Source organism: Oceaniglobus trochenteri (assembly GCF_020529025.1).
Classification (GTDB): Bacteria; Pseudomonadota; Alphaproteobacteria; order Rhodobacterales; family Rhodobacteraceae; genus Oceaniglobus; species Oceaniglobus trochenteri.
The window spans coordinates 51675-77787 of record NZ_JACNMM010000002.1 but is presented as its reverse complement, the minus strand read 5'-3'; the positions used below and the strand labels follow the sequence as shown (position 1 = coordinate 77787).

Here is a 26113-nt window from a genome sequence, read left to right as displayed (position 1 = left end):
GATCCTTTTTAGTTGACAGTGTGAGGTAGCTACTCCTAACTCTTGTGTGTAACCAGCACAGGAGCTTGGCCTCATGCCCCCGATCACCACTGCCAACCCCGAACATGGGTTCAACGGCGTCATCCGCCGCGCCGTGTTCGATCTTTTCGGCGATCAGCCCGAAATCCCCGAAGCCGAACAGGCACGCCGGTTCGATCTGGCCGCCCGCTATGTCATGCGTGAACGCGACGTGACGGCGATCCGCGCCCGCGATTGGCTCGACGGGCCGGAAGGGCGCTGGCACGGCGAACGGGTCTATGACCTGATGCACGAAGGCATGCCCTTCGACATGGCCCTGCTGTGCAGCTTTTCGCGCCACCGCTTTCAGGGGCTTTCGCTGGAGCGCGCGGCATGATGGCCATTGCCGCACCCAACCCCGCCCAGACCGACAGCCTGCTGGCGCAACGGATCCGACACATCATGGATCTGTGCAACATGTCGGCCCGCGATCTTGCCGATGCCTCGGGCCTGCCTTTTGGCCAGGTCATCGACATCATCCAGGGCCACACGCCCGTCACCCTGGCGCAAAGCCTCGCCATTTCCCGCGCCACCGGCCACCACATCATGGCCTTCATCGACGGGATCGACGGCACACCCGCCTTTATCCACCCCTCGCTCATGGACCGTGAAGCGGGCGATCTTGCCCTGCGGCTCATGCGCCTTCCCAAAGTCGGCCGCGCCATGGCGCTGGCCCTTGCCGAAAAGGAAACGTCATGCCGTTGAACCCCGCCAATTCCCGCCACGCCCCCGCGCCAATCTCGGATGGCTTCCTGCGCTGCCTGCGCGATGCCACCTATGATCTGCGCCGTGGCGACACTCTTTCGGCCACCGAGGCCGAAGCCCTCCTTCACCACATGCCCGGTCTGCTCGACGAGCTGGTGGAGCGGCGCGCAGCGATGGCCCGACCGACCACGGTCGTGGCCTTCGCCGCGCCAGCCCTCGTCGACGGGGGGGATGCGGCATGAGCGATTACCATTTCCAAACCGGCATCCTGCGCAGCCAGATGGCGGATGCGTTGAGCGACAATGCGGAGCAGTTCGTGTTCGTCGTGACCAACGCCTTCTGCAATGTCGATATGGATTACGCCATCGACGAAGGCCACTTGGGCGACGAGGCCGAAACGGGGAAGGCGGTCGCCAACCTGCGCAGGCTGGCCGACGCTCTTGAGGCGGGGGGTGTTTCCTGATGATTGCCTTCACCGCCACCATCGACGAATGCTGCACCCGGCGGATCACCCTCGTGGCCCATGACCGCCCCTCGGCCGAGCGTGCCCTGCGCCGCCGGTTGCAGGGGCGCAACTACAAGATGCTGGATCTTGACGTGGCCGGGGCGGGCACCGGACCCGACGCCCGGGCCGAAGTTCTGGCGCACCTGTGTTCCGCGCCGTTCCTGCCGCTAGACGGCCACGAGGCGACGGTCATCGACTGGCTGATCGCGATGGCCAAGGTGGCAGGCTCTGCCGAAGACCTAGCCCACCAAAATGCGGCGATGGCCCATGCGGGCATTCGCTATCGGCCCGACGGCATCGCCGTGGCCACCAGCGCCGTGATCCCATTCCTGGCCGATGTCTTTATCGGTACCGCCTGGAGCAATGGCGGCTGGGGCAGGGTGATCAGCGCACAGCCCGGCGCAATCCGTCGCAACATGACCTTCGCAGGACAGCGCGCCCGTGCCGTCGTCCTGCCCCATGCCGCCTTCCCGGCCCTCGCCAACAGGAGTGCAACCGATGTCGCAGTCGTCTTCCGCAGCCACCGCCAGCACGCAGGATAAACCGGCCCCCCTGTGGATCGGCGCCCGCGAAATCGCAGGCCTGCTCGACATGTCCGTGGGGGCGTTCAACCGCAACGCCCCCCGCCTGATCGAGGATGAAGGCTTCCCCTGTCCGTCGCCGCACCGCCTGCGCCCCGTCACCTGGCGGCGCTCGGCCGTGCTGCAATGGATCGCCACCCAGGGCTATGCCAGGGCCGACACCGACGCCGCGCCGGCGCGCCCGGGCTCCAGTGCCGGGGCCGGCGCCACCGTGCATCTGCTGCGCCTTGCCAGCGGGGGCGCGTGATGGACGACAAGCGCGATTTCCTGGGCGTCTGGGGGCGCCGCCCTGCGCCGCGCCGGCCGCTGGCGCTCTACGTATCGGCCGCCATCGCCATCGTGGCGCTGGCCACCTATCTGTTGGTGCGGCCGTGACCGACCGAAAGCCCCCGATCGCCAAACCGGCAGCGGGATTGCGCCAGCGTTGGCGCGCCCGCACTGCCGACTGGCGCATCTGGTGGGAACCCACGGCCGCGCAACGCAGACTGGGCCTGAAAGTGGTCGAACTCGACGGCAACCGCCTGACCTGGTCGAACCGCAAGGCGGCCGAACTGACCCGCGAAGCCGACAAGTTGGGGGGCAAGGGCAAGGCATCGAAGCCGACCCGCCTGCAGGCGGCCGCGCGCGGTTCGATCGACGCGGTCTGCTCGATGTATCTCGACCCGAAAAACCGCCTGTTTCACAAGAATTCCGAGGCGCACAAAAAGAACCTGCGCTATGACATCACGCGCATTCTGAAAGTCTGGGGCGGCACACCGGTGCGCGCTTTGACCAAGCCCGTGATCTATACCTGGTATGAAAGCCTGCTGGCCGACCTGGGCGCGCGCGGTGCGCAGCGGCTGATCGTTTCGCTCAGCGCCGTGCTGACCTATGCCGAACTGAAAGGGCTGATCGAATACAACCCGGCGCAGAAGATCCGCATGGAAAGCCCGGCCGCCCGCAACCGCCTGGTCAGCTGGGCAGAGTTCGAGGCGCTGGAACGTGCCGCCGATCAGCTGGCGCTGCCCTCGCTGCGCCTGACGATGGCGCTGTCGATGTTCATGGGCCAGCGCGTGACCGACTGCATCGTCAACGCCACGGCCGGGGCCTTCGGCCAGCACCAGTTCGAAACCGGCCACGCATTGGCCTGGACGCTCAAGCGGTCGAAAGACCGGAAGAACAAGATATCCCGCCTCATGGTGCATCCCGAAGTCGCGCCGCTCGTGATGGCCGCCATCCATCGCATCCGTGCCGGGGATTTCCCCTGCCACCAGATCGACCCCGAAGCGCCCCTTGTCGTGGCTGACAGGACCGGCGCACCGATGACCAAGGACCGCCACGAAAAACTGTTCCGCCAGGTCCGCGACCTTGCGGCAAAATCGGTGCCCAGCGTCGCCGGCGTTCCCGGCAAGCTTCAGCCGGTTCAGTTCCGCGACCTGCGCCGCACCTTTTCGGACAACGCCCGTCATGCCGGCATCGCCAGCGACGATGTGGACGATGCCCTGGGCAATACCGCTGGCACCGACGCCAGCCTGCGCCAGGTCTACATGCCCGGGTCTGACCAGCTGGCCGCCAGCGCCATCAGCGCGGTGCAGAGGCCGCAAGAGAAGAAGCGACGGGCATGAGGCTCTGTAACTTGTGTCTGAAACGTTAGGTGAACACCTCAAAGGTGGCGCAGGGCGCGTCACAGAGGGCTTTCTTCGGCGCTAAGTAGGGGGGTGGCCACTCCCCACTATGTCACTGTACGGTTGTATTTGGTGCGCAATTCGGGGGGTTGACATATTTCCGCTTGCTCGAATCGGCTCCGCCCCCTAATACGAAAAAACCACGGCCTCTTGCAGGAGGTCCGTGGTTAATTCAAACGCCGTTGCAGGGCGACTGACACTCTAAACACCGGTAGAGATACTGGAGAATTTCCACGTCAGTCAACCCTGTTTCGGCCAACTATGAGGCCAGAATATGAGCGACGACCACAGAAGACCGAGCAGGAAACTCAGTGAAGAAGATCGAAAGGTCATCTTGGAACGCTTGAAGCGAGGCGAGTTTCAGAACCGGATTGCAGCGGACTATGACGTGAACCCGGGCAGGATCAGTGAGATAAAAAACGATGGGTCTGGTTCTGAACCCAACCTGTTCGATCTGATCTGAACGAAAAGGGGGCTTCGGCCCCCTTTTTTTGTCCGTCAGTCCAACTCGATTGATCGGACAGATTTCAACCTATTGATTCCATTGAGTGCAATCCAACGCCGAGAATTCAGCAACTCATTGAAAAAGCACAATCCTGTCGTGATTGTGGATCAAGAGGTCCCTGGTTCGAGACCAGGAGGTGGTACCATCCCTTTCTTTTCAGCCTATGCCGCCCGTGCCAGTTCAAGCGTGCGGGCATAGTCCGGGTGCATCTCATAGGCGATGTCCTCGACGACGAAGGCTTCGATTCGCCGAAGGGTTTCGGGCGACAGATCCTCGGGGCGGAATTTCGGCCCGCCGGTCTGAAGGCGCGGCGGTGCGGGTTGCGGGGCGAAGCGGTGTGACAGGTGGCGGGTGAAGGCCGAAAGGTCTTCGGTGCGGAACACATGGTGAAAATGATCCGGGTCGTTGCCCAGGTGGCGGTTCTGCCGTGCCGTGTGATGGGCGATCCAGCGTGAGACGCGGCGGTATTCGTCGATGTGATCGACAAAGGTGTCGATATCGGGGTCGGGGGCCAGGCCGTGTTGGCGCAATTTGCGGCCCACGGCCTTCTCGCTCAGCTCGCGGTAATGCAGCACGCGGTTGGAATAGGCCGACAGGAACCTGCGCACCGGGTCACGCAGAATGGCGATCCGTTCGAATCCCTCAAGCGCGCCATGGTCGACATTGCTGAACTTGGTGTTGCGGCAGATGGAATTCTCATCCATCTCGCGCCCCTCCACCCGGTAGGGGCGGAAGGGAAAACCGTTCTCGGCCCGGAACATGGCGGCGCGAATCGTGGTGCCGGCGCCCTTGGGCGAAAAGAACACGGCAATCTTCCGGTCCGGGATGACATAGGGCATGGGGCTGGCTCCGGTTCAGGGTATTATCTCTGAAACGAAGTTAATCAGGTGAATTTGGCGTGAATGTGACCGGTTCGGGCGTGAATGCGCCCTATCTCAGTCGATCGCGATCCTTTGGCGCAGGGTCTTGCCCTCGGGATCGAAAATCAGGATCTCGCCCTCTTTCGTCACCACGGCCAGCCAATCGGGCCCGCGGGTAAAGGCGGTGGCCCGGGTGCCGTCGGGCAGGGCGATGGCATCGGGCAGGGCCAGCACCGGCACAGGTTCGGGGAAGCGGGTGACAAACAGCCAGATCAGGATTATCAGACCCGCCAGCATCGTGGCGGTCAGGCCGGTCACCAGAATGCGCAGGAACCGCAGCATCCGCTGCTGTTCGGGATCAAGCGGAGTGTCGTCCATGTCTGAAACATCCTTGAAGGTCGTGATTTCGGACGCGCCGCCCGCCCGCCTTGATAAGGCACTGGCGCTGGACGTGCCAGAGGCGGCGCATCTTTCGCGTTCGCGCCTTGCCCGGTTGATCGCCGAGGGCGCGGTACGGCTGAACGGTGCGGTGGTGCAGGATCAGAAGGCGCGGGTCGCGGCGGGCGATCTGGTCGAGATTACGGTGCCCGTGGCCGAGGACAGCCACATCGCGCCCGAAGACATCGCCCTGACCATCGTGCATGAAGACGACGATCTGATCGTGATCGACAAGCCGGCCGGCATGGTGGTGCATCCGGCACCCGGCTCGCCCTCGGGGACGCTGGTAAATGCCCTGCTGCACCATTTCGGCGGCGATCTGTCGGGCGTGGGCGGGGAAAAGCGGCCCGGCATCGTCCACCGGATCGACAAGGACACCAGCGGATTGCTGGTAGTGGCGAAAAGCGACCGGGCGCATCACGGGTTGGCCGCCCAGTTCGAGGCGCACAGTGCGCGGCGCCATTATCTGGCCATCTGCCACGGCGCGCCCGATGCCGCCGATCCGCGCCTGCACGGCACCCGTGGCATCAATTTCGAGGCGGGCAGCGTGATGAAGATCACCACCCACCTGGCCCGCCACAAGACCGACCGCCAGCGCCAGGCGGTGCTGTTTCAGGGGGGGCGGCATGCGGTGACGCGGGTGGAAACGCTGGAAAAGCTGGGCACGCCGCCCGTGGCCGCGCTGGTGGCCTGCCGGCTGGAAACCGGGCGCACCCATCAGATCAGGGTGCACATGGCCCATGCCGGGCACGGTCTGATCGGCGATCCCACCTATGGCGGGCGGCGCAAGCTTTCGGCCAAGGCGGTGCACCCTGCGGCGCTGACGGCGGTGCAGGGGTTCGGGCGTCAGGCGCTGCACGCGGCCAGCCTGGGGTTCATTCATCCCGGCAGCGACGAAGAAATGACCTTTGAATCGCCCATGCCCGCCGACATGGCATCCCTGCTTGAGGCGCTGCGCCTTCCCGCGCCCTGATTGTTTCAGGCGGCCACAAGGGCGTGACAATGGCTGTCATGGATGGACCCAAAAGCCGCCTCGTTTCATTGAGTGTTAAGAAAATGGCGATACCGGTTCTTGAACTGAACCGCTTCGTTCACTATTTTCATGTTAATCCCCGATACATCCGGGGTCAGAACAGGGGCTGAACCAGATGGCGACCTATGCAAACCTTCCCGCACCGTCCCCCGAACAGGGGCTGAACCGGTATCTTCAGGAAATCCGCAAGTTTCCGATGCTTGAGCCGGAAGAGGAGTACATGCTGGCCAAACGCTGGGCCGAGGATGAAGACACCGAAGCCGCGCACAAGATGGTCACGTCGCACCTGCGCCTGGCGGCGAAGATCGCCATGGGCTATCGCGGCTATGGCCTTCCCCAGGCCGAGGTGATTTCCGAAGCGAACGTCGGCCTGATGCAGGCGGTCAAGAAATTCGATCCCGAAAAGGGGTTTCGCCTGGCGACCTATGCCATGTGGTGGATCCGCGCCTCGATCCAGGAATATGTCCTGCGGTCGTGGTCGATGGTGAAGCTTGGCACCACCAGCGCGCAGAAGAAGCTGTTCTTCAACCTGCGCAAGGCCAAGGCCCGCATCGGCGCGCTTGAGGATGGCGATCTTCGCCCCGAGCATGTGAAGCGTATCGCCACCGATCTTTCGGTGACCGAGGACGAGGTGATCAGCATGAACCGGCGGATGTCGGGCGGCGATGCCTCGCTCAACGCCACGATCTCGCAGGATGGCGAGGGGGCCGCGCAATGGCAGGACTGGCTGGAGGACGAAGACGCCGACCAAGCCACCGACTATGAGGAGCGTGACGAGCTGGAATCGCGCCGCGCCCTTCTGCTTGAGGCGATGGATGTTCTGAACGATCGCGAAAAGGACATCCTGATGCAGCGCCGGCTGCAGGATCAGCCGGTCACGCTTGAGGATCTGTCGGGCCAGTACGATGTCAGCCGCGAACGCATCCGCCAGATCGAAGTGCGGGCCTTTGAAAAGCTGCAGAAGCGCATGACCGATCTTGCGCGTGAAAAGGGGATGCTGGCCACTGCCTGACGTGGCGGCAGGTGTCAGGTTGACGCCTGCGGCAGGAGGCCTCATGTTGCCGCGAACATATGAGGGCAACATGACAGAAACCATCCGTTGGGGCATCCTTGGTGCCGCGAATTTTGCACTGAACCACATGGCCCCCGCGATCCACGCATCGCGGGGTGCCTCATTGGCGGGGCTGGCCACATCCTCGGCCGACAAGGCGGCGGGGTTTCTGGCCTTCGCGCCCGATCTTCAGGTTTTCGACAGCTACGACGCGCTTTTGGCCAGTGACGCGATTGATGCCGTCTATATTCCGCTGCCCAATCACCTGCATGTCGAATGGACGAAAAAGGCGCTGGCGGCCGGCAAGCATGTGCTGACCGAAAAGCCCATCGCCATGAACGAGGCCGAGTTTGACGATCTTGTCGCGGCGCGCGACGGGGCAGGGCGCCTTGCCGCCGAGGCCTATATGATCGTCCATCACCCCCAGTGGCACAAGGCGCGCGATCTTCTGGCCGAAGGGGCCATCGGCCGGCTGATCCATGTTGACGGCATGTTCTGTTACAACAACGGCGCCGCCACCCAGAACATCCGCAACCGCCCCGAAACCGGCGGCGGCGGGTTGCGCGACATCGGTGTCTATACCTTCGGGTCGGCCCGTTTCGTGACCGGCGCCGAACCCGACACCGTCACCGCGAAGCTGCGGCTTGAAAACGGCGTCGATACCTTTGCCCACGTCAGCGCCGATTTCCCCGGTTTCACCTACAACTGCGTCACGTCGATGCGGATGTTCCCGAACCAGCGGATGACCTTTCACGGCGACGCCGGCGTAATGACCCTGACCACACCCTTCAATTCAGGCGTCTTTGGCCAGGCTGAGGTGCAGGTGGAAGGCGCCGGAATGGCGGTCACGACATACCGTTTTCCGGAGGTGAACCAGTACGTGTTGCAGGTGGAAGCCTTCAGCAAGGCGGCGCGCGACGGGACGCCCTATGCCTGCCCGCTGGAGTTTTCGCGCGGCACCCAGCGGATGATCGACATGACCTTCGAAGCCGGTCAGGAGATCTGATCCGGCGGCCCGCCCCCCGCCTTCATCAGGGCGGGGGGCGGTGCCGTTTCAGTCTTCCATCGCTTCCAACTCGTCGATGAAGCCTTCGATCATCGACAGCCCCTTGTCCCAGAAGGCCGGATCGCTGGCATCAAGGCCGAAGGGGGCCAGAAGCTCCTTGTGGTGCTTCGATCCGCCGGCCTTCAGCATGTCGAAATACTTGTCTTGGAAGCCCGGGGTGCCTTCCTCGTAGACCGCGTAAAGCGCGTTCACCAAGCCGTCACCGAAGGCATAGGCATAGACGTAGAACGGCGAGTGGACGAAGTGGGGGATATAGGCCCAGAAGGTTTCGTATCCGTCCATGTAGGTAAACGCCGGCCCCAGGCTTTCGGCCTGAACCGACATCCACAGCGCGTTGATGTCATCGGGCGTCAGTTCGCCCTGGCGGCGGGCATCGTGCAGCTTGCATTCGAAATCGTAGAAGGCAATCTGGCGCACCACGGTGTTGATCATGTCCTCGACCTTGCCGGCCAGAAGCACCTTGCGCTCGGCCTTGGTCTTGGCGGCGGCCAGCAGCTTGCGGAAGGTCAGCATCTCGCCGAAGACGCTGGCGGTTTCGGCCAGGGTCAGCGGGGTCGAGGCCAGCAGTTCGCCCTGTTCCGCCGCCAGGACCTGGTGCACGCCATGGCCCAGTTCGTGCGCCAGGGTCATCACGTCACGCGGTTTGCCAAGGTAGTTCAGCATCACATAGGGGTGCACGTCGGTGACGGTGGGATGGGCAAAGGCCCCGGGCGCCTTGCCGGGCTTCACGCCCGCGTCGATCCAGCCCTTGTCGAAGAAGGGTTCGGCCAGGTCGGCCATCTGCGGGGCGAAATCGGAATAGGCGTCCATGACCATCGCCTTCGCCTCGTCCCAGTTGACGGTCTTGTCCTGCTCCATGGGCAGGGGGGCGTTGCGATCCCAGACTTCAAGCGTCTCAAGGCCCAGCCACTTGCGCTTGAGCTCGTAGTAACGGTGCGACAGGCGCGGATAGGCGGCGACGACGGCATTGCGCAGCGCCTCGACCACCTCGGGTTCGACGTGGTTGGCAAGGTGGCGCCCGGTCTGGGGCGTGGGCATCTTGCGCCAGCGGTCCTCGATCTCTTTCTCTTTCGTCAGGGTGTTGTGGACCCGGGCGAACAGGGCGATGTTCTTGCCGAACACCTCGGCCACGGCGCGTGCGCCTTTCTCGCGCTGGGTGCGGTCGGTGTCGGTCATCAGGTTCAGCGTGGCCTCGATGCCCAGTTCCTCGCCGTCGATGTCGAAGGTCAGACCGGCGATGGTTTCATCGAACAGGCGGTTCCAGGCGGCGGCGCCCACGGTCGATTGATCGTGCAGGAATTTTTCAAGCTCGTCCGACAACTGGTGGGGGCGCATGGCGCGCAGCCGGTCGAACACCGGACGATAGCGGGCCAGACCGTCATTGCCGGAAAACAGCGCATCAAGCTGGGCGTCGGGAATGCGGTTGATCTCAAGCGAGAAGAACACCAGCGGGGCGGTGAAATCGGTGATCTTGTCCTGGCAGTCGGACAGGAATTTCGCGCGCTCGGGGTCGGTGGTCTGCTGGTAATAGCGCAGGCCGGCAAAGGACATGATGCGCCCGCCGATCAGGTCGATCGCCTCGTAGGCGTGGACGCAGGCCAGAAGGCCGGCGGCGTCAAGATCGGCCAGTTTGCCCTGATAGGTGGCGGCGAAATCGGCGCAGGCCTTTTCAAGCCACTTCATGTCCCGCGACAGTTCGGGGGCGTCGGGGGCTGGGTAAAGGTCGCTCAGATCCCACTCGGGGAGATTGCCGAACTCTTTGCCGGACCGGGCGTTCGCGTCGAAAAAGGGCTTTTGCATGGAATCCTCGTCTCTGTGTCCCTCTCAGATAGGCGAGGCTGGCGCGGCTTGCCAGTGTCGCGGCCTGTCAGGGGGAAAAAAGCTCTTTTGTGCAGGGCGGGCATATCCGGTGGAACCGTGCGCCCGGATCGCGCGTCAGCCATAGGTTCTGAGCATGTCCTTCAGATCGTCCAGGGTGTTGGCTTCGCTTGCCGGCTTGTCGTGGCGCCAGCGCGACATGCGCGGAAACCGCAGGGCGACGCCGGATTTGTGGCGGCTGCTTTCCTGGATGCCTTCGAAGGCGATTTCGAACACATGGTGGGGTTTGACCTGCCGCACGGGGCCAAAGCGTTGCAGGGTGTTCTGGCGCACCCAGGCCGTGATCTTGTTGAACTCGGCATCTGTCAGCCCGCTATAGGCCTTGGTGAAGGGCACCAGCGCGTCACCGTCGCGCACCGCGAAGGTGAAGTCGGTAAAGAGGTTGGCGCGCCGCCCGTGGCCCTGCTGGGCATAGATCATCACCGCGTCGATGGTCAGCGGGTCGATCTTCCATTTCCACCAATCGCCCTTGCGCCGCCCCTCGCGGTAGGGCGCGGCGCGGCGTTTCAGCATCAGCCCCTCGGCGGCATTGTCGCGCGAGGTGTCGCGCAGGGCGTGCAGTTCGGCCCAGTCCGTGAAGGCGATCGCGGGCGGCAGGCGCAGGGGCGCATCGGCGGGCAGCGGCGCGATGAGGCGGCGCAGGCGGGCGGTGCGGTCTTCCAGCGGCAGGGCGCGGATATCCTGCCCGCCTTCCTCCAGCAGGTCATAGGCCAGCAGAACCACCGGCGCTTCCCGCAGCAGTTTTGCCGACACGCTCTTGCGGCCGATGCGCTTTTGCAGGGCGTTGAAGGGCAGGGGCGCGCCATCGGTCCAAGCCACCAGCTCGCCGTCGATCACCGTGCCATCGGGCAGGAAATCGGCGGCGCGGGCAAATTCCGGATAGCTGTGGGTGATCAGTTCCTCGCCCCGCGACCACAGGAAATGTTCGCCCGCCCGCAGGATCAGCTGACCGCGGATGCCGTCCCATTTCCATTCGGCGGCCCAGTCCTCGGGCGGGCCCAGGTCTTCGGGCGGGGTTTCCAGCCCATAGGCCAGGCAGAAGGGATAGGGGCGCGACAGGTTCGCCGTGGGGTCGGGCGCCGTGACAAGCGAGGCAAAGCTGTGGCTGTCGGGCGTCCAATCGCCCATCAGCCGGTGCGCCAGTTCGGCTTCGTCGATGCCGGTGGCGCGCGACAGGGCGCGGGTCATCAGTTTCTGGCTGACGCCCATGCGAAAGCCGCCCGTGATCAGCTTGTTGAAGACAAAGCGTTGCGGGGGCGTCAGGCTGTCCCAGGCGTCCAGGATGGCGGCCTTTCGGTCATCCTCGGGCAGGGGGGCCAGGGCGCGGATGCTGTCGATCCAGTGGCTGAGGCTGTGGTCGGTCGTCGCGCCCGGGGGCGGCAGGATCAGCGCGATGGTTTCGGCCAGATCCCCGACGATGGGATAGGACTCCTCGAACAGCCACAGGGGGATGCCCGCCCGCTCGGCCGCCCAGGTGCGCAGCTGCGTCGTGGTGACGGTGCGCTTGGGGCGGCGCCCCGACAGCAGGGCGATGGTCCACAGCCTGTCAGGCTCAGGCGCGGTGGCGAAATACGTGGCCAGCGCGGCGACCCTGGCGCTGGTGCTGGTGGTCTGGTCCAGCGTCAGGAAAAGGTCGGCGAAACGTTTCATTCCGGCGCCTCGGCCGGATCGGCGGCTTCGCCTTCATAGGCGGTCTGCACGATCCGCGCGTCATAGCCCTGTTCTTCCAGCCAGCGGCGGAAGATCTCGGTATAGCCGTGGGTGACAAAGATCCTTTCGGCGCCGGTGTTGCGGATGGCGCTGTTCAGCCCCTCCCAGTCGGCATGATCGGAAACCACGAAGCCGCGGTCGGCGGCACGTCGCCGGCGTATCCCGCGCAGCGCCATCCACCCCGAGGCCAGCCCGTCCGAAGCGGGGCCGAACTTCCGCGCCCAGGGTGTGCCAAGCGCCGAGGGCGGCGCAAGGACGATGGCGCCGGGGTGATTGCCGCGCTTGAGGTCGGGGGTGACAAGGGTGGTGTCCGGCAGGGTGATGCCCTGGCCCCGCAGCACGACATTGGTGTTTTCCACCGCGCCATGGGTCAGGATCGGGCCGATGGCCGGGTCGAGCATGCAGAGAAGCCGCTGCGCCTTGCCCAGGGCATAGGCCCCCAGGATCGTCGTCTTGCCCGAGGCGGCGTTTTCCGCCCACCAACCGTTGATCTGGCGGGCGATTTCATCCTGTGGCTGCCATTTGAAGACAGGCAGGCCAAAGGTGCATTCGCTGATGAAGGCGTGGCAGCGCAGGCTTTCGAAAGGTTCGCTCAGCCCGTCGTTAACCACCTTGTAATCGCCCGAAACCACCCAGACCTCGCCCCGGTGTTCCACCCGTATCTGGGCCGAGCCGGGAACATGCCCCGCCGGATGGAACGAGACACTGACGCCGTTCTGCACCCGCGCTTCGCCGTATCCGATGGTTTCAAGCCGGATGTCGCCCAGCCGGTGGCGCATCACCGGCGCGGCGGCATGGGTGGCAAGATAGCTTTGATGGCCGGGGCGGGCGTGGTCGGCATGGCCATGGGTGATCAGGGCGCGATCGACCGGGCGCCACGGGTCGATGTGAAAATCACCCTGCGGGCAATAGATGCCTTCGTCGGTAAAGGTAAGAAGCGGATCGGCCATGCGCCTGATCTAGATCGCTTCGCGCCCGCGGCCAGTGACGGCAAGTCAGGCGCGCGCCAAAATCCTTCGCGCCGGGGTTCAGGCCGAAACGGTGGATTCCTGCGGTGCGGTCGGGGACAACCAGAAGAGAAGTGTGCCGAAAACCGTCACCGCGACCGCGAAATAGGTATAGAGCATCTGCGCAACACTTGGCTCGCCCGTGACGGCATGGGTCAGCGTTGCGACAAAGGCGGCTAGTGAACTCAGGATGATACCGGTGGCGGCCATGTTCCCCCCTGTGGCGCGCAACGGGCGCGCCGGATACTGATTACAGATACGCAACAACGTGAGCCATCGTCGCTTTCAACCTTAGGATGATATGCAGTGGGGCCTTGCGTCAACCCCAACGTGACTGGTCGGGGCGGTTGGGCCGGTTTTCGCCGCGCCAATCCGGGGCTGGCTGTGGCTGAATCCCCTTGAAATCGGAACAAAGCCACGCCTGAGGCATTGGGAGGTTTCCAAAACACGAAAACGGTTGCTAGGATCGTACCACAGCAAGGGGAGAGCGAAGATTACAAACTATTTCAACGAAATGTTTGATGGCGAGACCGTGCGTGCGCCCTATCAGGGGCTTCTCGGCTGGAGCCGGGACATGCCGCAGGAACTGCGCAATCTGAAACAGAGCGAGGCCGAGGCGCTTTTTCGCCGGATCGGAATTACCTTTGCGGTCTACGGCGAAGGGGGCAATCCCGAACGTCTGATCCCGTTCGACATGTTCCCGCGCGTCTTTCAGGCCGATGAATGGGCCAGGCTGGAACGCGGGATCAAGCAGCGCGCGCGCCCTGAACGCCTTTCTTGTCGATGTCTACGGGCGCGGCGAAATCGTGAAGGCCGGGCGAATTCCCGGGCGGCTGGTCTATCAGAACGAGGCCTACGAGACGGCCGTTTGCGGTATCGTGCCGCCCAAGGGCGTCTATTCCCACATCGTCGGGATCGACCTTGTGCGCACCGGGCCGGATGAATTCTTCGTGCTCGAAGACAACTGCCGCACGCCCTCGGGGGTCAGCTACATGCTGGAAAACCGCGAGATCATGATGCGGATGTTCCCCGACCTGTTCCAGAACAACCGGATCGCCCCGGTCGAGAATTACCCGGCCCTTCTGCGCCGGACCCTGGCCAGCGTCGCCCCCGACAAGTGCGATGGCGAACCGCGCGTGGTGATCTTCACGCCGGGCCATTTCAACAGCGCCTATTACGAACATTCCTTCCTGGCCGACATGATGGGTGTCGAACTGGTGGAAGGGGCCGATCTGTTCGTCGAGGGCGATTATTGCTGGATGCGCACGACCGAGGGGCCCAAGCGCGTCGACGTGATCTATCGCCGGATCGACGATGCCTTCATGGACCCGCTGTGTTTCCGCCCCGATTCCATGCTGGGCGTTCCCGGGCTGATGAACGTCTATCGTTCGGGCGGCGTTTCCATCTGTTCGGCGCCGGGGGCCGGTGTGGCCGACGACAAGGCCATCTATACCTACGTGCCGGAAATGATCCGCTTTTACCTGGGCGAGGCGCCGATCCTGAACAACGTGCCCACCTGGCAATGCGCCAAGCCCGAAGATTGCAAATACGTCCTTGAGCATCTGCCCGAACTGGTCGTGAAAGAGGTTCACGGCTCGGGCGGCTATGGCATGCTTGTGGGCCCGCGCGCCGACAAGGCCATGATCGAACTTTTCGCCGACAAGATCCGCCAGAAGCCCTGGAACTACATCGCCCAGCCCACCCTTGCGCTGTCGACTTGCCCGACCTTCGTGGAAGAGGGGATCGCGCCGCGCCACGTTGACCTGCGGCCCTATTGCCTGGTCGGAGAAAGCATCGATCTGGTGCCCGGCGGGCTGACCCGTGTGGCCCTGACCGAAGGCTCTCTCGTGGTCAACTCGTCACAGGGTGGCGGGGTGAAAGACACCTGGGTCATGGCGGAGTGAGGAGCAGAACATGCTGAGCAGAACCGCCGAGAACCTTTACTGGATCGCGCGTTACATCGAACGTGCCGAAACCAACGCCCGTCTTCTGGAAGTGGGGGCGCGCAATGCGCTGATGCCCAACACCGGTGGCGGATACCGCAACGATTGGGAATCCGTCCTGCAGGCCACCGGCACCGCCGGCGGGTTTGGCGAAAAGTATTCCGACATCGTGCAGCGCAACGTCGAAACCTACCTGTTCTTCGACCGCGACAACCCGAACTCGGTTGCCTCGTGCATCGAAAAGGCCCGTGAAAACGGTCGGATCGTGCGCACGGCGCTGACCGGGCAGGTCTGGGATGCCCTGAACACCGCCTTCCAGGAGGTGCAGGATTTCGGCCGCGTCGAGCGTTCGCGCCTGTCGCTGTCGGACCTGACGGATTGGACCCTGCGCACCACCGCCCTTGTGCGCGGCGCCGCGCTGAACACGCAGCTGCGCAACGATGGCTATGATTTCACCAATATTGGCCATTACCTGGAACGGGCCGACAGCACGGCACGGATGCTGGACGTGAAGTATTTCACGCTGCTTCCGCAGCTCAGCTATGTCGGTTCGGGGCTGGACAACTACCAGTGGCGCACGCTGTTGCGGGCCATGTCCTCCAGCCGGGCCTTCAACTGGGCCTATGGGGGCGAAATCAGTCCGCCCAAGATTGTCGATTTCCTGGTGCTGAACCGGCAATGCCCAAGGTCGCTGACCAGCGCGATCGAAGGTGCCGATTTCCACCTCGAACGCCTTGCGCGCTCTTATGGCAAGCCGGGGCCGGCCCAGACCAAGGTGCGCGAGATGGTGGGCGAATTGTCGGACATGCAGGTTCAGGATGTCTTCGACGAGGGCCTTCACGAATTCCTGAGCCGGATGATCGGCAACGTGGCCGCCCTGGGCGGCGAAGTGCAGGAAATGTATCTGAGCGGGGATGTGCGATGAGACTGACAATCAGCCACGAAACACTTTACCGTTTCAACCCACCCATGCGCAGCGTGGTGCAAAGCCACCGCCTGACGCCCTCGCAGTTCGAGGGCCAGCAGGTGGTCGACTGGAAGGTCGAGATTGAAGGCGCCCTGCGCGGTGCGTCGTTTCGCGACGGGGCGGGCGACTGGATCGAGACGATATCGGTGCCCGGCCCGGTGCACGAGGTGCGGGTGGTGGTACAGGGCACCATCGAAACCCGCGACCTTGCGGGCGTGCTGCGCGGCCATCGCGAATCCGTCCCGCCCGAGGCCTATCTGCGCCCCACCACCTCGACCGAGGCCGACCGTTCGGTCCATGCCTTGGCCGAGGAGGCGCTGGCCGATGTGCCTGCCGACGATCACCTGGCGCGTGCCCATGCCCTGGCCAATGCCGTGGCAGGGGCGATCCAGTATTGCCCGGGCGAAACCACCTCGGCCACCAGCGGGGCCGAGGCCCTGGCACAGGGGCAGGGGGTGTGCCAGGATCATTCCCACGCCCTGATCGCGGCCGCACAGGCCAGCGACATTCCGGCCCGCTATGTCACCGGATATCTTGAATCCGGGGCCGACGGAGCCGCCCACGAGGCCAGCCATGCCTGGGCCGAACTCTGGGTGCAGGGCATCGGCTGGATCGGGTTTGACCCGGCAAACCAGTGCTGCCCCGATGAACGCTATGTCAGGCTGGGCTCGGGGCATGATGCCCAGGGTGCGGCACCGATCCGCGGCGTGGTCGATGGCGCCGGGATCGAGGCGATGGATGTCGATGTTCACGTCGAGAAGGTGGACAGCGGGCAAAGCCAAAGCCAGACGCAGCAATAGGGCCGCGTCGCCTGGCAGGGGCAGGGGCATGGGGTGGCAAAGCTGCCCCATGTCCGTTTTTACGCATCGTCGCGGATTGCGCATTGCCCGTTCGCGTCATAATCAGGTCCGATACCGCCTCGGGGCGGTCGGATTTCTGAACAGGGCGACGGTGGGACGATGACGTATTGCGTGGGGCTTTTGCTGAATGCGGGCATGGTTTTGCTTTCCGACACGCGCACCAATGCCGGGCTCGACAATATTTCGGTCTATCGCAAGACCTTCACCTTCGAACAGCCGGGCGAACGTGTCATCACCATCATGACCGCTGGCAGCCTTTCGGTGACCCAGACGACGATCGCGCGCCTGGAAGATGCCATCGACACCCCCGACGGCCCGGTCGAATCGATCATGTCGGCGCCCACCATGCTTCGGGTGGCCGAGATCGTGGGCAATACCCTGTCGAACGTCGCGCGGGATGTCGCGGTGAAGATGGGTGGCATGAACCAGAACGCCAGCGCCACGATGATCGTCGCCGGGCAACGGCGGGGCGGCGGGATGCGCATGTTCCTGGTCTATCCCGAGGGCAATTTCATCGAATCCACCACCGACACGCCGTTCCTCCAGATCGGTGAGCACAAGTACGGCAAGCCGATCCTGGATCGCGTGGTGACGATGGACACATCGCTGGCCGATGCACAGAAGGCGGTTCTGCTGTCGATGGATTCGACCCTGCGTTCGAACCTGTCGGTGGGCATGCCGCTGGACCTGACGGTGATCCGCGAAGGCGCGATGAAGGCCGATTACCGCCGCATCGAAGCCGACGATCCGGTGTTCCACAGCATGAGCGTGTCCTGGTCCAACGCCCTGCGCGATGCCTTTACCGAAGTCGCACTCTGACCCCTGATCGTGGTCTTGCGGCCGCTGCGCCACGGGTTGCATTCAGGCCGGCCCGATAACCGCGGGTTGACCTTCGGTCAGCGCTGCCGTTCAAAGGGCGCAAGCATTTGGAGCAGGCAATGAGATTTGTGCGATTTGGCCAACCCGGCGCCGAACGACCCGGCGTGTTGGACGATACGGGAACCATCCGCGACCTGTCGCAGGATTTCATGGATCTTGCCGGTCCGGTTCTGGCGAAACTGCAGGGGATCGACCCCCGCCACTATCCGAAAGTGGAAGGAAATCCGCGCCTTGGCGTGCCGGTCGGGCAGGTGGGAAAATACATCTGCGTGGGCATGAATTATACCGACCATGCGCGCGAGAACAACATGCAGCCCCCGCGCGAACCGATCTTCTTTCTCAAGGCCACCTCGGCCCTGTGCGGGCCGAATGACGACGTGATCCTGCCGCGCGGTTCCGTCAAGGCCGACTGGGAGGCGGAACTGGGCGTCGTCATCGGGCGCAGGGCCAGCTATGTCGATGAGGCCGCGGCCCTGTCGCATGTTGCGGGCTACGTCGCCGTGAACGACCTGAGCGACCGCGAATTCCAGCTTGAGCGCGCGGGCCAGTGGACCAAGGGCAAATCCGCCGACACCTTCGGCCCTGTCGGCCCCTGGCTTGTCACCCCAGACGAGGCGGGCGATCCTCAGGACATGGCGCTGCGCCTGTCGCTGAACGGTCAGCTGATGCAGGACGGGCATACCTCGAACATGATCTTCCCGGTGGCGCGGCTGATCAGCTACATGTCGCAGTTCATGTCGCTGATGCCCGGTGACATCATCGCCACCGGATCGCCCTCGGGCGTCGGGATGGGGCGGCGGCCCCAGGTGTACCTGAAGGCCGGTGACGCGATGGAGCTTGAGGTGGGCCACCTGGGTCGTCAGCACCAGAAGGTGCGCGCGGCCTGATCCCCCCTAACGGTTGGCGTCGAACAGGGCGCAGGCGGCATCATAGAAGCGTGCGCGCCGTTCTGGCGTTTCCATCATCACCTCGTGGCGGCCATCTTCGATCATCAGGGTGCTTGCGCCCGGCCAGTCGGCCATGCGCGCCTTGATCCGCCCCGGATCGACGATCCTTTCGTCGGTGCCCAGCACGGTCAGCGCGGGAATTGAAGGCGAAGGCATGCGCGCCAGCGCCCGCGTGTCGTTCAGCGCCTCGTAAAGCCAGCGCAGGGACGGGCCGCCCAGAACAAGCTCGGGGTGGGCCGAAAGCTGGGCCTTCATCCAGTCCCACATGCCGCGGTCGCCCGTCAGCATGTTGTCGTCAAAGCCGTTGCCCAGGATATAGGACTGGTTCGAGGTGCCCGGCGCGAAGGCGTGGCCGAAGCCCAGCCCCCGACTGGCCCAGGACAGAGACCAGGCCAGGGGGCGCAGGGACGGGGCGATGGTGATGCCCCACATGGGCGCCGAAAAGACCGCGGCCTTCACCGCCAGGCCCTCGTTCAGGGCGCGCAGCCCGATGGCGCCCCCCATGGAATGGCCCACAAGATACCAGGGCCGGGGCAGGTTCAGCCGTTCGCCCGCCTCGACCAGGGCGGCGACATCCTTCTGGTAGTCGGTGAATTCCACCACATGCCCGCCCAGCGGATCGTCGATCATGCGGTCGGCCAGGCCCTGTCCGCGCCAATCGACGCTAAGCATGGCATAGCCCCGGGCGGCAAATTCCCCCGCTGCGGGGCCGTATTTCTCGATATATTCGGTGCGCCCCGGAAACAGCAGCACCGTGCCCTTGTCGCCCTTCGCCCAATGCGCCAGCCGGATGCGCAGCCCGTCGGCGGTGGTGGCCCAGTGGGTTTCACCGCCTTCGGGGGCACCTGCCACTTCCGCATGGAAGGGCGCCTTCTGCATCGTCAGGGCGACCATGGCTCAGGCGAGGGCCGAGGCCAGCTTCATCGCCGTGCCCATGTCGCCGTCGATGGTCAGGCGGCCCGACATGAAGGCGGTGGTGGGGTTCAACTCGCCCTCGATGATCTCGCGGAAGGTGTCGGCGTCGGCGGTCATGGTCACGTCGGCGTCGTCATCGCCGGGGCGCGCGCCTGCACCGTCCAGCATGATCGCGCCTTCGTCCGGGATCACGAACTTGGCCGAGCCGTCGAAATCGCCACCCAGCTTTTCGTTCAGCGTGGCAGCGGCGGCGGTGATCAGGTCGGACATGGAAATTCCTTTCATTGTGATGCGTCGGTGGGGTGATTTCCGGCACCGGTACGCTAATATCTTCCTAATGTTATGGGAGCGGTCATGAAAATTCTCAAACCTGTCGTTGCGGCACTTGCCCTGAACATTTGTGTGACACTTCCGGCCGTCGCACAACAGGACGACCTGGATGACCTGTTCGCGGCGCTGAAATCGGCCGATGTCGAAGCGTCGGAACCCATCGCGCGCAAGATCTGGGAGGAATGGTCGAAAAGCGGCTCGCCCGCCATGGACCTGCTGCTGGAACGGGGCCGCAAGATGATGGAGCAGGGCGACCTTGTGCTTGCCATCGAACACTACTCGGCCCTGATCGACCATGCGCCGGATTTTGCCGAAGGCTATAACGCCCGCGCCACCGCGCTGTTCCAGTTGAACCGCTATGGCGAATCGCTGGCCGACATCCGCATGGCGCTGGCGCTGAACCCGCGCCATTTCGGGGCGCTGGGTGGGCTGGCCACATTGCTTGAGGAAATGGGATATGAGGTCGAGGCACTGGCCGCATGGCGCGCTGTGCACGATCTCTACCCCGCCCAACCGGGCGCAAAGGCCGCGATCCAGCGCCTGACGGTCATCGCCGAGGGCGTAGAGACCTGAGCGGCGGATTGTGCTTTTCCGGTCATCCGCCGGCGCAATCGTAACGGGGATATTTACTGGTTCGCGAAATCGGATATCGGTGCGGCGCGGGCCCTCGATCGTGAGAGGCCATCGCCATCCCTTCTCGAGGTAAGAATGAACGTCAGATCTGCGGCCACCGGTGCGGTGGTCTTTGCGTGCCTGTTTGGAACCGCCCAGGCGGCCGAGTTGACCGGGGGCGACGTGACCCTGGGCTATTCCGCATTTACCAAGGACGCCGATTTTCGCGCGCTCAGCCTTGAAGGTGCGGTCGAGTTCGGCATCACGCCGCAGTTCGGTGTCGAGGTCGACCTGGCCTATCGCGACTTCGGGGTTTCCGACGAAAACGGAAGCAACCTTACCCTGCACGGCATCTATCACCTGAATGACGACACGGCCCTGGGCCTGTTCTATGGGCGCGACTGGGTCAGCGGCGAACATGCCGATTACCTTGGCCTTGAGGCGCGCAGCACCTTTGACGCCTTCCGTGTCGAGGGCTATGCCGCCCATGGCGACAGTGAAGGCGAAAAGGCGACTTTCGCAGGCTTGTCCGGCGGTTATGCCTTGAACGACGCGTTCAGCATCGAAACCTCGATTGACTATGTCAGCTTCGAAGACGGCGCATCCCTGCGCCGCGTCGGCCTTCGGGGCGAATACGCCTTCGCGCCCCGGGTGTCGGCCTATGCCGAGGTGGGAAGCGTCAGGGTGGCCGACCAGGGGTTCTCGGATTCGGAGACCTTTGTGGGCGTTGGCGCCAGCTTTGCGTTGGGGGACAAGAAGGGCGCAACCTTCGGCAGCCGGGGTATCCTGAAAATCACGCCCGGGTCATGATTTTCGCCGCCCTGCGGTAACGACGACTGCGGCGGCGCCCCCGGGTGCCGCCGTTTTGTTTTGCCGGTGCGGGTTGTGTCCAGCTGCGCCAGACTTCATCTATGAAGCGCAGGCAGCAGAAGAAGGCCCGGGCATGAGCGATTCACTTGGCCGTATCACAGCGGTCCTTGGCCCCACCAACACCGGCAAGACCCACTATGCCATCGAGCGGATGCTGGGCTATCGCAGCGGGATCATCGGCCTGCCGCTGCGCCTTCTCGCGCGCGAGGTCTATGACCGCATCGTCGCGGCGCGCGGCCCCTCGGTGGTGGCGCTGGTGACGGGCGAAGAGCGTATCGTGCCCGAGCGCACCCAGTATTGGGTCTGCACCGTCGAGGCGATGCCCGAAGGCATGGGAACCGATTTCCTGGCCATCGACGAGATCCAGCTTTGCGCCGACCCCGAGCGCGGCCATGTCTTTACCGACCGCCTGCTGCGCGCGCGCGGCACCCACGAAACCCTGTTCATGGGCGCCGAAACCATGCGCGGCGCCATCGCCGCCCTTGTCCCCAAGGCGCAGTTCGTGCGCCGCGAGAGGTTTTCGCAGCTTCTTTACACCGGGGCGAAAAAGATCTCCCGGATGCAGCCGCGCAGTGCCATCGTCGGGTTCTCGGTCGATAACGTCTATGCCATCGCCGAGCTGATCCGCCGCCAGAAGGGCGGGGCGGCCGTGGTGATGGGGGCGCTTTCCCCGCGCACCCGCAACGCCCAGGTCGACATGTACCAGAACGGCGATGTCGATTTCCTGGTGGCCACCGATGCCATCGGCATGGGCCTGAACCTCGATATCAACCACGTCGCCTTTTCCGGCACCACCAAGTTTGACGGCCGCCGGATGCGCCCCCTGGCCCCCAACGAACTGGCCCAGATCGCCGGGCGGGCCGGGCGCTACATGAAAGACGGCACCTTCGGCGTGACCGGCGAGGCGCCGCCGCTGGATGACGGCGTGGCCGAGGCGATTGTCGAAAACCGCTTCACCCCGCTGAAAAAGCTGAACTGGCGCAATGCGCGGCTGGAGTTCGGCACCACCGATGCGCTGATCGCCAGCCTTGAGGCCGCCACCGACCGCGCCCGCTTCGAGGCCGAGGGGGCGGGCGACTGGCTGACCCGCGCGCGCGAGGCTGATGATCTTTCGGCGCTGAAAACCCTGTCGGCCCTGCCCGAGGTGGCCATGCGCTGTTCCGACGCGCGGGGCGTGAAACTCTTGTGGGATGTCTGCCGCATTCCCGACTTCCGCGGCATTTCGCCGGGCGAACACGCCGGGATGCTGGAACGGATTTTCGGGTTCCTGGGCGAATGGGGCAGGGTGCCCGACGACTGGCTGGCACGCCAAATCAAGCGGATCGACCGAACCGATGGAGATATTGATGCGTTAAGTAAAAGACTGGCCTATATTCGCACATGGACCTACGTTGCACAGCGCAAAGGCTGGGTCGATGACGAAAGCCATTGGCGCGGCGCGACGCGTGCCGTAGAAGACCGACTGTCGGATGCACTGCACGGTGCGCTGACCCAACGATTTGTGGACCGGCGCACCAGTGTTCTGCTGCGGCGGCTCAAACAGAAGGAGAGCCTTTTGGCCGAGGTGAACGACAAGGGTGAAGTGACCGTCGAAGGTCAGGTATTGGGGCGGTTGCAGGGCTTCCGTTTTCATCAGGACGCGTCCGCCTCACCGGACGAGGCGAAGACGTTGCGCCAGGCGGCGGTGGCTGCCCTTCGGCCCGAGTTCCATCTTCGGGCCGACCGGTTCTACAACGCTCCGGACACCGAGATCGACTTTACCGAACAGGGCGGCCTCATGTGGGGCGACCAGGCGGTGGGCAAGCTGGTGGCGGGCCCCGAGCCCATGAAGCCGGGCATCGAGGCCTTCGTCGACGACGAGGCAGGCCACGACGTGGCCCAGAAGGTGCAGCGCCGGTTGCAGCATTTCATCGACCGCCGGATCGCCACCCTTTTCGAACCGCTTCTGAACATGCAGCGCGACGAGACGCTGACGGGCATGGCCCGGGGCTTTGCCTTCCGCATGATCGAGAACCTCGGCATCCTGCCCCGCGACAAGGTGGCCGGCGAGGTGAAGGAGCTTGACCAGGACGCACGCGGCGCACTGCGCAAGCACGGCATCCGCTTCGGTCAGTTCACCATCTTCCTGCCGCTGCTTCTGAAACCCGCCCCCACGCGCCTGCGCCTCGTGCTCTGGTCGCTTTCCAAGGGGCTGTCCGAATTCCCTGAAAGCCCGCCTCCGGGGCTGGTCACCATCCCCGTTCCCGCAGGCACCGATGCCGAAGCGGCCAGCATGTCGGGCTATCGCGTGGCGGGCGAACGGGCGATTCGCATCGACATGCTGGAGCGTCTGGCCGACATGCTGCGCGCCAAGGACAGCCGCGCCGGGTTCGAGGCGACGGCGGACATGCTGTCGATCACCGGCATGACGCTTGAGCAGTTCTCGGGCCTGATGGCGGGGCTGGGATACCGCGCCGAAAAGGGCGAACGTCCGAAGGTCAAGGCAGGTTCGCCCCCGCCGGCCGAAGTGCCCGACCAGACGCCCGATGAAACCCCCGCCGATACTCCGGTGGAGGAACCCGACACCGCGCCGGGCGAAGTGCCGGTCGAACCACCCGCCGAGGTGCCGGGCGACGTGCCGCTTGACCCGCCCGCCCCCGATGCCGACCCGAGCGAGGCCGCCCTGCCGGTGGACCGCGCGATGGAGCACCCCTCGGACCCTGCGGTCGAACGGGCGCTGGACGTGGGCGAACAGGCCGATCTGCCCGCCAATGAGGCCGCACAGAAACCCGGCGACACCGAAAGTGCCGTACCGGGCGATGCCGCCCTTCCCGAGGTCGCGGCAGACGCAACGCCTCTCGAAACCGAGGTGTTCTATACCTTCACATGGGGCGGCAACCGTGGCGGGCGCGACAACAACCGGGGCCAGCAACGGCGCGACGGCGGCGGTGGCAAGCGCCCCCAGGGCGAAGGCAAGCCGCGCGGCAAGGGTGGCCCGCGCAAGGGCAAGGGCGGTGCGCCGGCAGGCAAGCAGGGCGCCAAGAAGTTCGAGGCACGCCCGCCCCGCAAGGAAAAGGCGATCGACCCCGACAACCCCTTCGCCGCCGCACTCATGGGTCTGCGTGACAAGACCTGAGGCTCCGGGCACGGTCCGGCTGGACAAATGGCTGTGGTTCGCGCGGTTCTTCAAGACGCGCAGCCTGGCCACCCGGCAGGTTTCCACCGGCAATGTCCGCGTCAACGGTGACCGGGTGACCAAGCCCGCCTTCGCGCTGAAGGCGGGCGATGTCCTGACCTTCGCGCAGGGTGATTCCATCCGCATCGCCGAGGTTCTGTCCTGCGGCACCCGGCGCGGCCCCGCCCCCGAGGCGCAGGCGCTTTACCTCGATCGCAGCCCGCCCCCCGCGCCGCGCCCCGATCCGGTGGCGGCGCCACCCCGTTATGACGGTGGCGGGCGCCCCACCAAGAAAGATCGGCGCGACATGACGCGCATGGCGGATGCGTCAAGGCGACCGCTTGAATGATCCGCACCGCTGGGCTAGGGGATTGGCAATCTGAGATGGGACCGCACCTATGACCTATATTGTCACCGACAATTGCATCGCCTGCAAATACACCGACTGCGTCGAAGTCTGCCCCGTGGATTGTTTTTACGAAGGCGAGAACATGCTGGTCATTCATCCCGATGAATGCATCGATTGCGGCGTGTGCGAACCCGAATGCCCCGCCGATGCGATCCGCCCGGACACCGAACCCGACATGGACCCCTGGGTGGAATTCAACCGCAAGTATTCCGAGGCCTGGCCGGTGATCATCACCAAGAAGGACCCGCTTCCCGAGGCCGAGGAACGCGATGGCGAAACCGGCAAGCTTGAGAAATACTTCAGCGAGACCCCGGGCGAGGGCGGCTGATTCGCCCCGCGCGCTCTGCGGTGCGGCAAAAACGGCAATACTTCGCCCCTAAAAGCCTTATTTCCAAGGATATTCGCCACTTACGCAGCGATGTCTTTGAGTCGGCGCTTTTTTGTGCTATGTTGGTCACAGTTGAACAAGGCGATGGACACTGTCCCGGGGGCGCCTGCCGCGATGCGGCATTGCCGAACTGATAACAGATTGACCGAACGACGGGAGGATTTGTGTGTTCCCGGCGTTTTTCTTTCGCCCGAATTCTGGGGATCCTTACGAGGAATGTGTCTGTATGAGCAAGTCTAAGAAACTCGATTTCCGTCCCAACGAATATGTCGTCTATCCCGCTCACGGGGTCGGCCAGATCGTCTCGGTCGAAGAGCAGGAGATTGCCGGCATCTCGCTGGAGTTGTTCGTGATCTCGTTCGAGAAAGACAAGATGACCCTGCGGGTACCCACCCACAAGGCGACCGAGGTGGGCATGCGCGCCCTGTCCTCGCCCGATGTGGTGACCAAGGCGATGACCACGCTCAAGGGCAAGGCCAAGGTGAAAAAGGCCATGTGGTCGCGCCGGGCGCAGGAATACGAACAGAAGATCAACTCGGGCGACCTGATCGCGATCGCCGAGGTGGTGCGCGACCTGCACCGCACCGACGATCAGCGCGAACAGAGCTATTCCGAGCGCCAGCTCTATGAAGCCGCGCTTGAGCGTCTGACCCGCGAAGTGGCCGCCGTGACCGGCGGTGACGAGGTCATGGCGCAAAAGCAGGTCGGCGATGTGCTGATCAGCCGCGCCGCCGCCTGATCCGCCGAAAAACGTAGAACTGGCCGCCGTCCGATACCAT

The 26113-nt window shown here is 64.3% G+C and carries 30 protein-coding genes and 1 pseudogene; 23 read left to right on the top strand and 8 right to left on the bottom strand.

Annotated elements, in window-relative coordinates:
- Nucleotides 1-73: 73 nt before the first annotated feature.
- The 9 genes from H7828_RS00555 (at nucleotide 74) to H7828_RS00520 (ending at nucleotide 3975) form a co-directional block, all read left to right on the top strand.
- Entirely contained in the window at nucleotides 74-394 is a 321-nt protein-coding gene (locus H7828_RS00555) for a hypothetical protein (RefSeq protein WP_226778990.1), read from the top strand.
- Nucleotides 391-762 carry a helix-turn-helix domain-containing protein gene (locus H7828_RS00550; RefSeq protein ID WP_226778989.1) on the top strand — a complete coding sequence of 124 codons (372 nt, stop codon included), beginning with the start codon at nucleotides 391-393 and terminating at the stop codon, nucleotides 760-762. Before H7828_RS00555 ends, H7828_RS00550 begins: the two co-directional genes overlap by 4 nt.
- Nucleotides 753-1004, top strand: a complete 252-nt coding sequence (locus tag H7828_RS00545; RefSeq protein ID WP_226778988.1) for a hypothetical protein — start codon at nucleotides 753-755, stop codon at nucleotides 1002-1004. The genes H7828_RS00550 and H7828_RS00545 overlap by 10 nt, the downstream gene beginning before the upstream one ends.
- A complete protein-coding gene (locus H7828_RS00540; RefSeq protein WP_226778987.1) occupies nucleotides 1001-1225 on the top strand; it encodes a hypothetical protein in 225 nt (74 codons plus the stop codon). The genes H7828_RS00545 and H7828_RS00540 overlap by 4 nt, the downstream gene beginning before the upstream one ends.
- On the top strand, nucleotides 1225-1809 hold the full coding sequence (locus H7828_RS00535; protein WP_226778986.1) for a hypothetical protein: 585 nt from the start codon (nucleotides 1225-1227) through the stop codon (nucleotides 1807-1809). Before H7828_RS00540 ends, H7828_RS00535 begins: the two co-directional genes overlap by 1 nt.
- Complete coding sequence (locus H7828_RS00530) at nucleotides 1766-2095, top strand: hypothetical protein (RefSeq protein WP_226778985.1); 330 nt, start codon at nucleotides 1766-1768, stop codon at nucleotides 2093-2095. Before H7828_RS00535 ends, H7828_RS00530 begins: the two co-directional genes overlap by 44 nt.
- Nucleotides 2095-2223, top strand: coding sequence for a hypothetical protein (locus H7828_RS22785; protein WP_281070665.1), 129 nt, complete (start codon nucleotides 2095-2097; stop codon nucleotides 2221-2223). The genes H7828_RS00530 and H7828_RS22785 overlap by 1 nt, the downstream gene beginning before the upstream one ends.
- Nucleotides 2220-3452, top strand: a complete 1233-nt coding sequence (locus H7828_RS00525; RefSeq protein ID WP_226778984.1) for a hypothetical protein — start codon at nucleotides 2220-2222, stop codon at nucleotides 3450-3452. The genes H7828_RS22785 and H7828_RS00525 overlap by 4 nt, the downstream gene beginning before the upstream one ends.
- A 334-nt stretch (nucleotides 3453-3786) precedes the next feature.
- Nucleotides 3787-3975, top strand: coding sequence for a hypothetical protein (locus H7828_RS00520; protein WP_226778983.1), 189 nt, complete (start codon nucleotides 3787-3789; stop codon nucleotides 3973-3975).
- A gap of 203 nt (nucleotides 3976-4178) precedes the next feature.
- On the opposite strand, the gene H7828_RS00515 is transcribed toward H7828_RS00520, so the two are convergent.
- Together H7828_RS00515 and H7828_RS00510 are read right to left on the bottom strand one after the other, a co-directional pair.
- Nucleotides 4179-4856 carry a sulfotransferase family 2 domain-containing protein gene (locus H7828_RS00515; RefSeq protein WP_226778982.1) on the bottom strand — a complete coding sequence of 226 codons (678 nt, stop codon included), beginning with the start codon at nucleotides 4854-4856 and terminating at the stop codon, nucleotides 4179-4181.
- A gap of 96 nt (nucleotides 4857-4952) precedes the next feature.
- Nucleotides 4953-5255, bottom strand: a complete 303-nt coding sequence (locus H7828_RS00510) for a DUF6476 family protein (protein ID WP_226778981.1) — start codon at nucleotides 5253-5255, stop codon at nucleotides 4953-4955.
- Here H7828_RS00510 and H7828_RS00505 point away from each other — a divergent pair.
- From H7828_RS00505 to H7828_RS00495, 3 genes are all read left to right on the top strand, one after another.
- Nucleotides 5254-6288 carry an RluA family pseudouridine synthase gene (locus H7828_RS00505; protein WP_226778980.1) on the top strand — a complete coding sequence of 345 codons (1035 nt, stop codon included), beginning with the start codon at nucleotides 5254-5256 and terminating at the stop codon, nucleotides 6286-6288. The genes H7828_RS00510 and H7828_RS00505 overlap by 2 nt on opposite strands.
- 175 nt (nucleotides 6289-6463) lie before the next feature.
- Entirely contained in the window at nucleotides 6464-7360 is an 897-nt protein-coding gene (rpoH, locus tag H7828_RS00500) for an RNA polymerase sigma factor RpoH (protein ID WP_226778979.1), read from the top strand.
- A gap of 70 nt (nucleotides 7361-7430) precedes the next feature.
- Nucleotides 7431-8405 (top strand): Gfo/Idh/MocA family protein, encoded by a 975-nt coding sequence (locus tag H7828_RS00495; RefSeq protein WP_226778978.1) that lies wholly within the window; start codon nucleotides 7431-7433, stop codon nucleotides 8403-8405.
- A gap of 48 nt (nucleotides 8406-8453) precedes the next feature.
- On the opposite strand, the gene H7828_RS00490 is transcribed toward H7828_RS00495, so the two are convergent.
- The 4 genes from H7828_RS00490 to H7828_RS00475 form a co-directional block, all read right to left on the bottom strand.
- Nucleotides 8454-10265 (bottom strand): M3 family oligoendopeptidase, encoded by a 1812-nt coding sequence (locus H7828_RS00490; RefSeq protein WP_226778977.1) that lies wholly within the window; start codon nucleotides 10263-10265, stop codon nucleotides 8454-8456.
- Nucleotides 10266-10400: 135 nt separating this feature from the next.
- Nucleotides 10401-11993, bottom strand: coding sequence for an ATP-dependent DNA ligase (locus H7828_RS00485; protein WP_226778976.1), 1593 nt, complete (start codon nucleotides 11991-11993; stop codon nucleotides 10401-10403).
- Nucleotides 11990-13003 carry a ligase-associated DNA damage response exonuclease gene (locus H7828_RS00480; protein WP_226778975.1) on the bottom strand — a complete coding sequence of 338 codons (1014 nt, stop codon included), beginning with the start codon at nucleotides 13001-13003 and terminating at the stop codon, nucleotides 11990-11992. Before H7828_RS00480 ends, H7828_RS00485 begins: the two co-directional genes overlap by 4 nt.
- A 78-nt stretch (nucleotides 13004-13081) precedes the next feature.
- Nucleotides 13082-13270 carry a hypothetical protein gene (locus H7828_RS00475; RefSeq protein ID WP_226778974.1) on the bottom strand — a complete coding sequence of 63 codons (189 nt, stop codon included), beginning with the start codon at nucleotides 13268-13270 and terminating at the stop codon, nucleotides 13082-13084.
- Between the two features lie 304 nt (nucleotides 13271-13574).
- Between H7828_RS00475 and H7828_RS00470 the strand changes: the two are divergent.
- From H7828_RS00470 to H7828_RS00450, 5 genes and pseudogenes are all read left to right on the top strand, one after another.
- Nucleotides 13575-14964, top strand: a pseudogene (locus H7828_RS00470) (circularly permuted type 2 ATP-grasp protein).
- Nucleotides 14965-14974: 10 nt separating this feature from the next.
- On the top strand, nucleotides 14975-15928 hold the full coding sequence (locus H7828_RS00465) for an alpha-E domain-containing protein (RefSeq protein WP_226778973.1): 954 nt from the start codon (nucleotides 14975-14977) through the stop codon (nucleotides 15926-15928).
- Nucleotides 15925-16770 (top strand): transglutaminase family protein, encoded by an 846-nt coding sequence (locus H7828_RS00460; RefSeq protein WP_226778972.1) that lies wholly within the window; start codon nucleotides 15925-15927, stop codon nucleotides 16768-16770. Before H7828_RS00465 ends, H7828_RS00460 begins: the two co-directional genes overlap by 4 nt.
- Nucleotides 16771-16929: 159 nt before the next feature.
- Nucleotides 16930-17649: an Ntn hydrolase family protein gene (locus H7828_RS00455; RefSeq protein ID WP_226778971.1), complete on the top strand. Its 720-nt coding sequence runs from the start codon at nucleotides 16930-16932 to the stop codon at nucleotides 17647-17649.
- Between the two features lie 119 nt (nucleotides 17650-17768).
- Nucleotides 17769-18596 carry a fumarylacetoacetate hydrolase family protein gene (locus H7828_RS00450; RefSeq protein ID WP_226778970.1) on the top strand — a complete coding sequence of 276 codons (828 nt, stop codon included), beginning with the start codon at nucleotides 17769-17771 and terminating at the stop codon, nucleotides 18594-18596.
- 6 nt (nucleotides 18597-18602) lie between these two features.
- Here H7828_RS00450 and H7828_RS00445 read toward each other — a convergent pair whose 3' ends face one another.
- Together H7828_RS00445 and H7828_RS00440 are read right to left on the bottom strand one after the other, a co-directional pair.
- Nucleotides 18603-19550, bottom strand: coding sequence for an alpha/beta fold hydrolase (locus tag H7828_RS00445; protein ID WP_226778969.1), 948 nt, complete (start codon nucleotides 19548-19550; stop codon nucleotides 18603-18605).
- 3 nt (nucleotides 19551-19553) lie between these two features.
- A complete protein-coding gene (locus tag H7828_RS00440; RefSeq protein ID WP_226778968.1) occupies nucleotides 19554-19841 on the bottom strand; it encodes an SCP2 sterol-binding domain-containing protein in 288 nt (95 codons plus the stop codon).
- Between the two features lie 84 nt (nucleotides 19842-19925).
- Between H7828_RS00440 and H7828_RS00435 the strand changes: the two genes are divergently transcribed.
- The 6 genes from H7828_RS00435 to H7828_RS00410 all read left to right on the top strand — a co-directional run bounded on the left by H7828_RS00435 (nucleotide 19926) and on the right by H7828_RS00410 (nucleotide 26073).
- A complete protein-coding gene (locus tag H7828_RS00435) occupies nucleotides 19926-20474 on the top strand; it encodes a tetratricopeptide repeat protein (RefSeq protein ID WP_226778967.1) in 549 nt (182 codons plus the stop codon).
- 135 nt (nucleotides 20475-20609) lie between these two features.
- Nucleotides 20610-21323 (top strand): porin, encoded by a 714-nt coding sequence (locus H7828_RS00430; protein ID WP_226778966.1) that lies wholly within the window; start codon nucleotides 20610-20612, stop codon nucleotides 21321-21323.
- A 133-nt stretch (nucleotides 21324-21456) separates the two neighbouring features.
- Nucleotides 21457-24498, top strand: a complete 3042-nt coding sequence (locus H7828_RS00425) for a helicase-related protein (protein ID WP_226778965.1) — start codon at nucleotides 21457-21459, stop codon at nucleotides 24496-24498.
- Nucleotides 24485-24886 (top strand): RNA-binding S4 domain-containing protein, encoded by a 402-nt coding sequence (locus H7828_RS00420; protein ID WP_226778964.1) that lies wholly within the window; start codon nucleotides 24485-24487, stop codon nucleotides 24884-24886. Before H7828_RS00425 ends, H7828_RS00420 begins: the two co-directional genes overlap by 14 nt.
- A 49-nt stretch (nucleotides 24887-24935) precedes the next feature.
- Nucleotides 24936-25274: a ferredoxin FdxA gene (gene fdxA / locus H7828_RS00415; RefSeq protein WP_226778963.1), complete on the top strand. Its 339-nt coding sequence runs from the start codon at nucleotides 24936-24938 to the stop codon at nucleotides 25272-25274.
- A 286-nt stretch (nucleotides 25275-25560) separates the two neighbouring features.
- Nucleotides 25561-26073 carry a CarD family transcriptional regulator gene (locus H7828_RS00410; protein ID WP_226778962.1) on the top strand — a complete coding sequence of 171 codons (513 nt, stop codon included), beginning with the start codon at nucleotides 25561-25563 and terminating at the stop codon, nucleotides 26071-26073.
- Nucleotides 26074-26113 lie beyond the last annotated feature (40 nt).

Excerpts from the sequence above, each read along its gene's own strand:
- H7828_RS00555 (WP_226778990.1), top strand. The coding sequence starts at position 74 with ATGCCCCCGATCACCACTGCCAACCCCGAACATGGGTTCAACGGCGTC.
- H7828_RS00550 (WP_226778989.1), top strand. The coding sequence starts at position 391 with ATGATGGCCATTGCCGCACCCAACCCCGCCCAGACCGACAGCCTGCTG.
- H7828_RS00545 (WP_226778988.1), top strand. The coding sequence starts at position 753 with ATGCCGTTGAACCCCGCCAATTCCCGCCACGCCCCCGCGCCAATCTCG.
- H7828_RS00540 (WP_226778987.1), top strand. The coding sequence starts at position 1,001 with ATGAGCGATTACCATTTCCAAACCGGCATCCTGCGCAGCCAGATGGCG.
- H7828_RS00535 (WP_226778986.1), top strand. The coding sequence starts at position 1,225 with ATGATTGCCTTCACCGCCACCATCGACGAATGCTGCACCCGGCGGATC.
- H7828_RS00530 (WP_226778985.1), top strand. The coding sequence starts at position 1,766 with ATGTCGCAGTCGTCTTCCGCAGCCACCGCCAGCACGCAGGATAAACCG.
- H7828_RS22785 (WP_281070665.1), top strand. The coding sequence starts at position 2,095 with ATGGACGACAAGCGCGATTTCCTGGGCGTCTGGGGGCGCCGCCCTGCG.
- H7828_RS00520 (WP_226778983.1), top strand. The coding sequence starts at position 3,787 with ATGAGCGACGACCACAGAAGACCGAGCAGGAAACTCAGTGAAGAAGAT.
- H7828_RS00515 (WP_226778982.1), bottom strand. The coding sequence starts at position 4,856 with ATGCCCTATGTCATCCCGGACCGGAAGATTGCCGTGTTCTTTTCGCCC.
- H7828_RS00505 (WP_226778980.1), top strand. The coding sequence starts at position 5,254 with ATGTCTGAAACATCCTTGAAGGTCGTGATTTCGGACGCGCCGCCCGCC.
- H7828_RS00510 (WP_226778981.1), bottom strand. The coding sequence starts at position 5,255 with ATGGACGACACTCCGCTTGATCCCGAACAGCAGCGGATGCTGCGGTTC.
- rpoH (WP_226778979.1), top strand. The coding sequence starts at position 6,464 with ATGGCGACCTATGCAAACCTTCCCGCACCGTCCCCCGAACAGGGGCTG.
- H7828_RS00495 (WP_226778978.1), top strand. The coding sequence starts at position 7,431 with ATGACAGAAACCATCCGTTGGGGCATCCTTGGTGCCGCGAATTTTGCA.
- H7828_RS00490 (WP_226778977.1), bottom strand. The coding sequence starts at position 10,265 with ATGCAAAAGCCCTTTTTCGACGCGAACGCCCGGTCCGGCAAAGAGTTC.
- H7828_RS00485 (WP_226778976.1), bottom strand. The coding sequence starts at position 11,993 with ATGAAACGTTTCGCCGACCTTTTCCTGACGCTGGACCAGACCACCAGC.
- H7828_RS00480 (WP_226778975.1), bottom strand. The coding sequence starts at position 13,003 with ATGGCCGATCCGCTTCTTACCTTTACCGACGAAGGCATCTATTGCCCG.
- H7828_RS00475 (WP_226778974.1), bottom strand. The coding sequence starts at position 13,270 with ATGGCCGCCACCGGTATCATCCTGAGTTCACTAGCCGCCTTTGTCGCA.
- H7828_RS00465 (WP_226778973.1), top strand. The coding sequence starts at position 14,975 with ATGCTGAGCAGAACCGCCGAGAACCTTTACTGGATCGCGCGTTACATC.
- H7828_RS00460 (WP_226778972.1), top strand. The coding sequence starts at position 15,925 with ATGAGACTGACAATCAGCCACGAAACACTTTACCGTTTCAACCCACCC.
- H7828_RS00455 (WP_226778971.1), top strand. The coding sequence starts at position 16,930 with ATGACGTATTGCGTGGGGCTTTTGCTGAATGCGGGCATGGTTTTGCTT.
- H7828_RS00450 (WP_226778970.1), top strand. The coding sequence starts at position 17,769 with ATGAGATTTGTGCGATTTGGCCAACCCGGCGCCGAACGACCCGGCGTG.
- H7828_RS00445 (WP_226778969.1), bottom strand. The coding sequence starts at position 19,550 with ATGGTCGCCCTGACGATGCAGAAGGCGCCCTTCCATGCGGAAGTGGCA.
- H7828_RS00440 (WP_226778968.1), bottom strand. The coding sequence starts at position 19,841 with ATGTCCGACCTGATCACCGCCGCCGCTGCCACGCTGAACGAAAAGCTG.
- H7828_RS00435 (WP_226778967.1), top strand. The coding sequence starts at position 19,926 with ATGAAAATTCTCAAACCTGTCGTTGCGGCACTTGCCCTGAACATTTGT.
- H7828_RS00430 (WP_226778966.1), top strand. The coding sequence starts at position 20,610 with ATGAACGTCAGATCTGCGGCCACCGGTGCGGTGGTCTTTGCGTGCCTG.
- H7828_RS00425 (WP_226778965.1), top strand. The coding sequence starts at position 21,457 with ATGAGCGATTCACTTGGCCGTATCACAGCGGTCCTTGGCCCCACCAAC.
- fdxA (WP_226778963.1), top strand. The coding sequence starts at position 24,936 with ATGACCTATATTGTCACCGACAATTGCATCGCCTGCAAATACACCGAC.
- H7828_RS00410 (WP_226778962.1), top strand. The coding sequence starts at position 25,561 with ATGAGCAAGTCTAAGAAACTCGATTTCCGTCCCAACGAATATGTCGTC.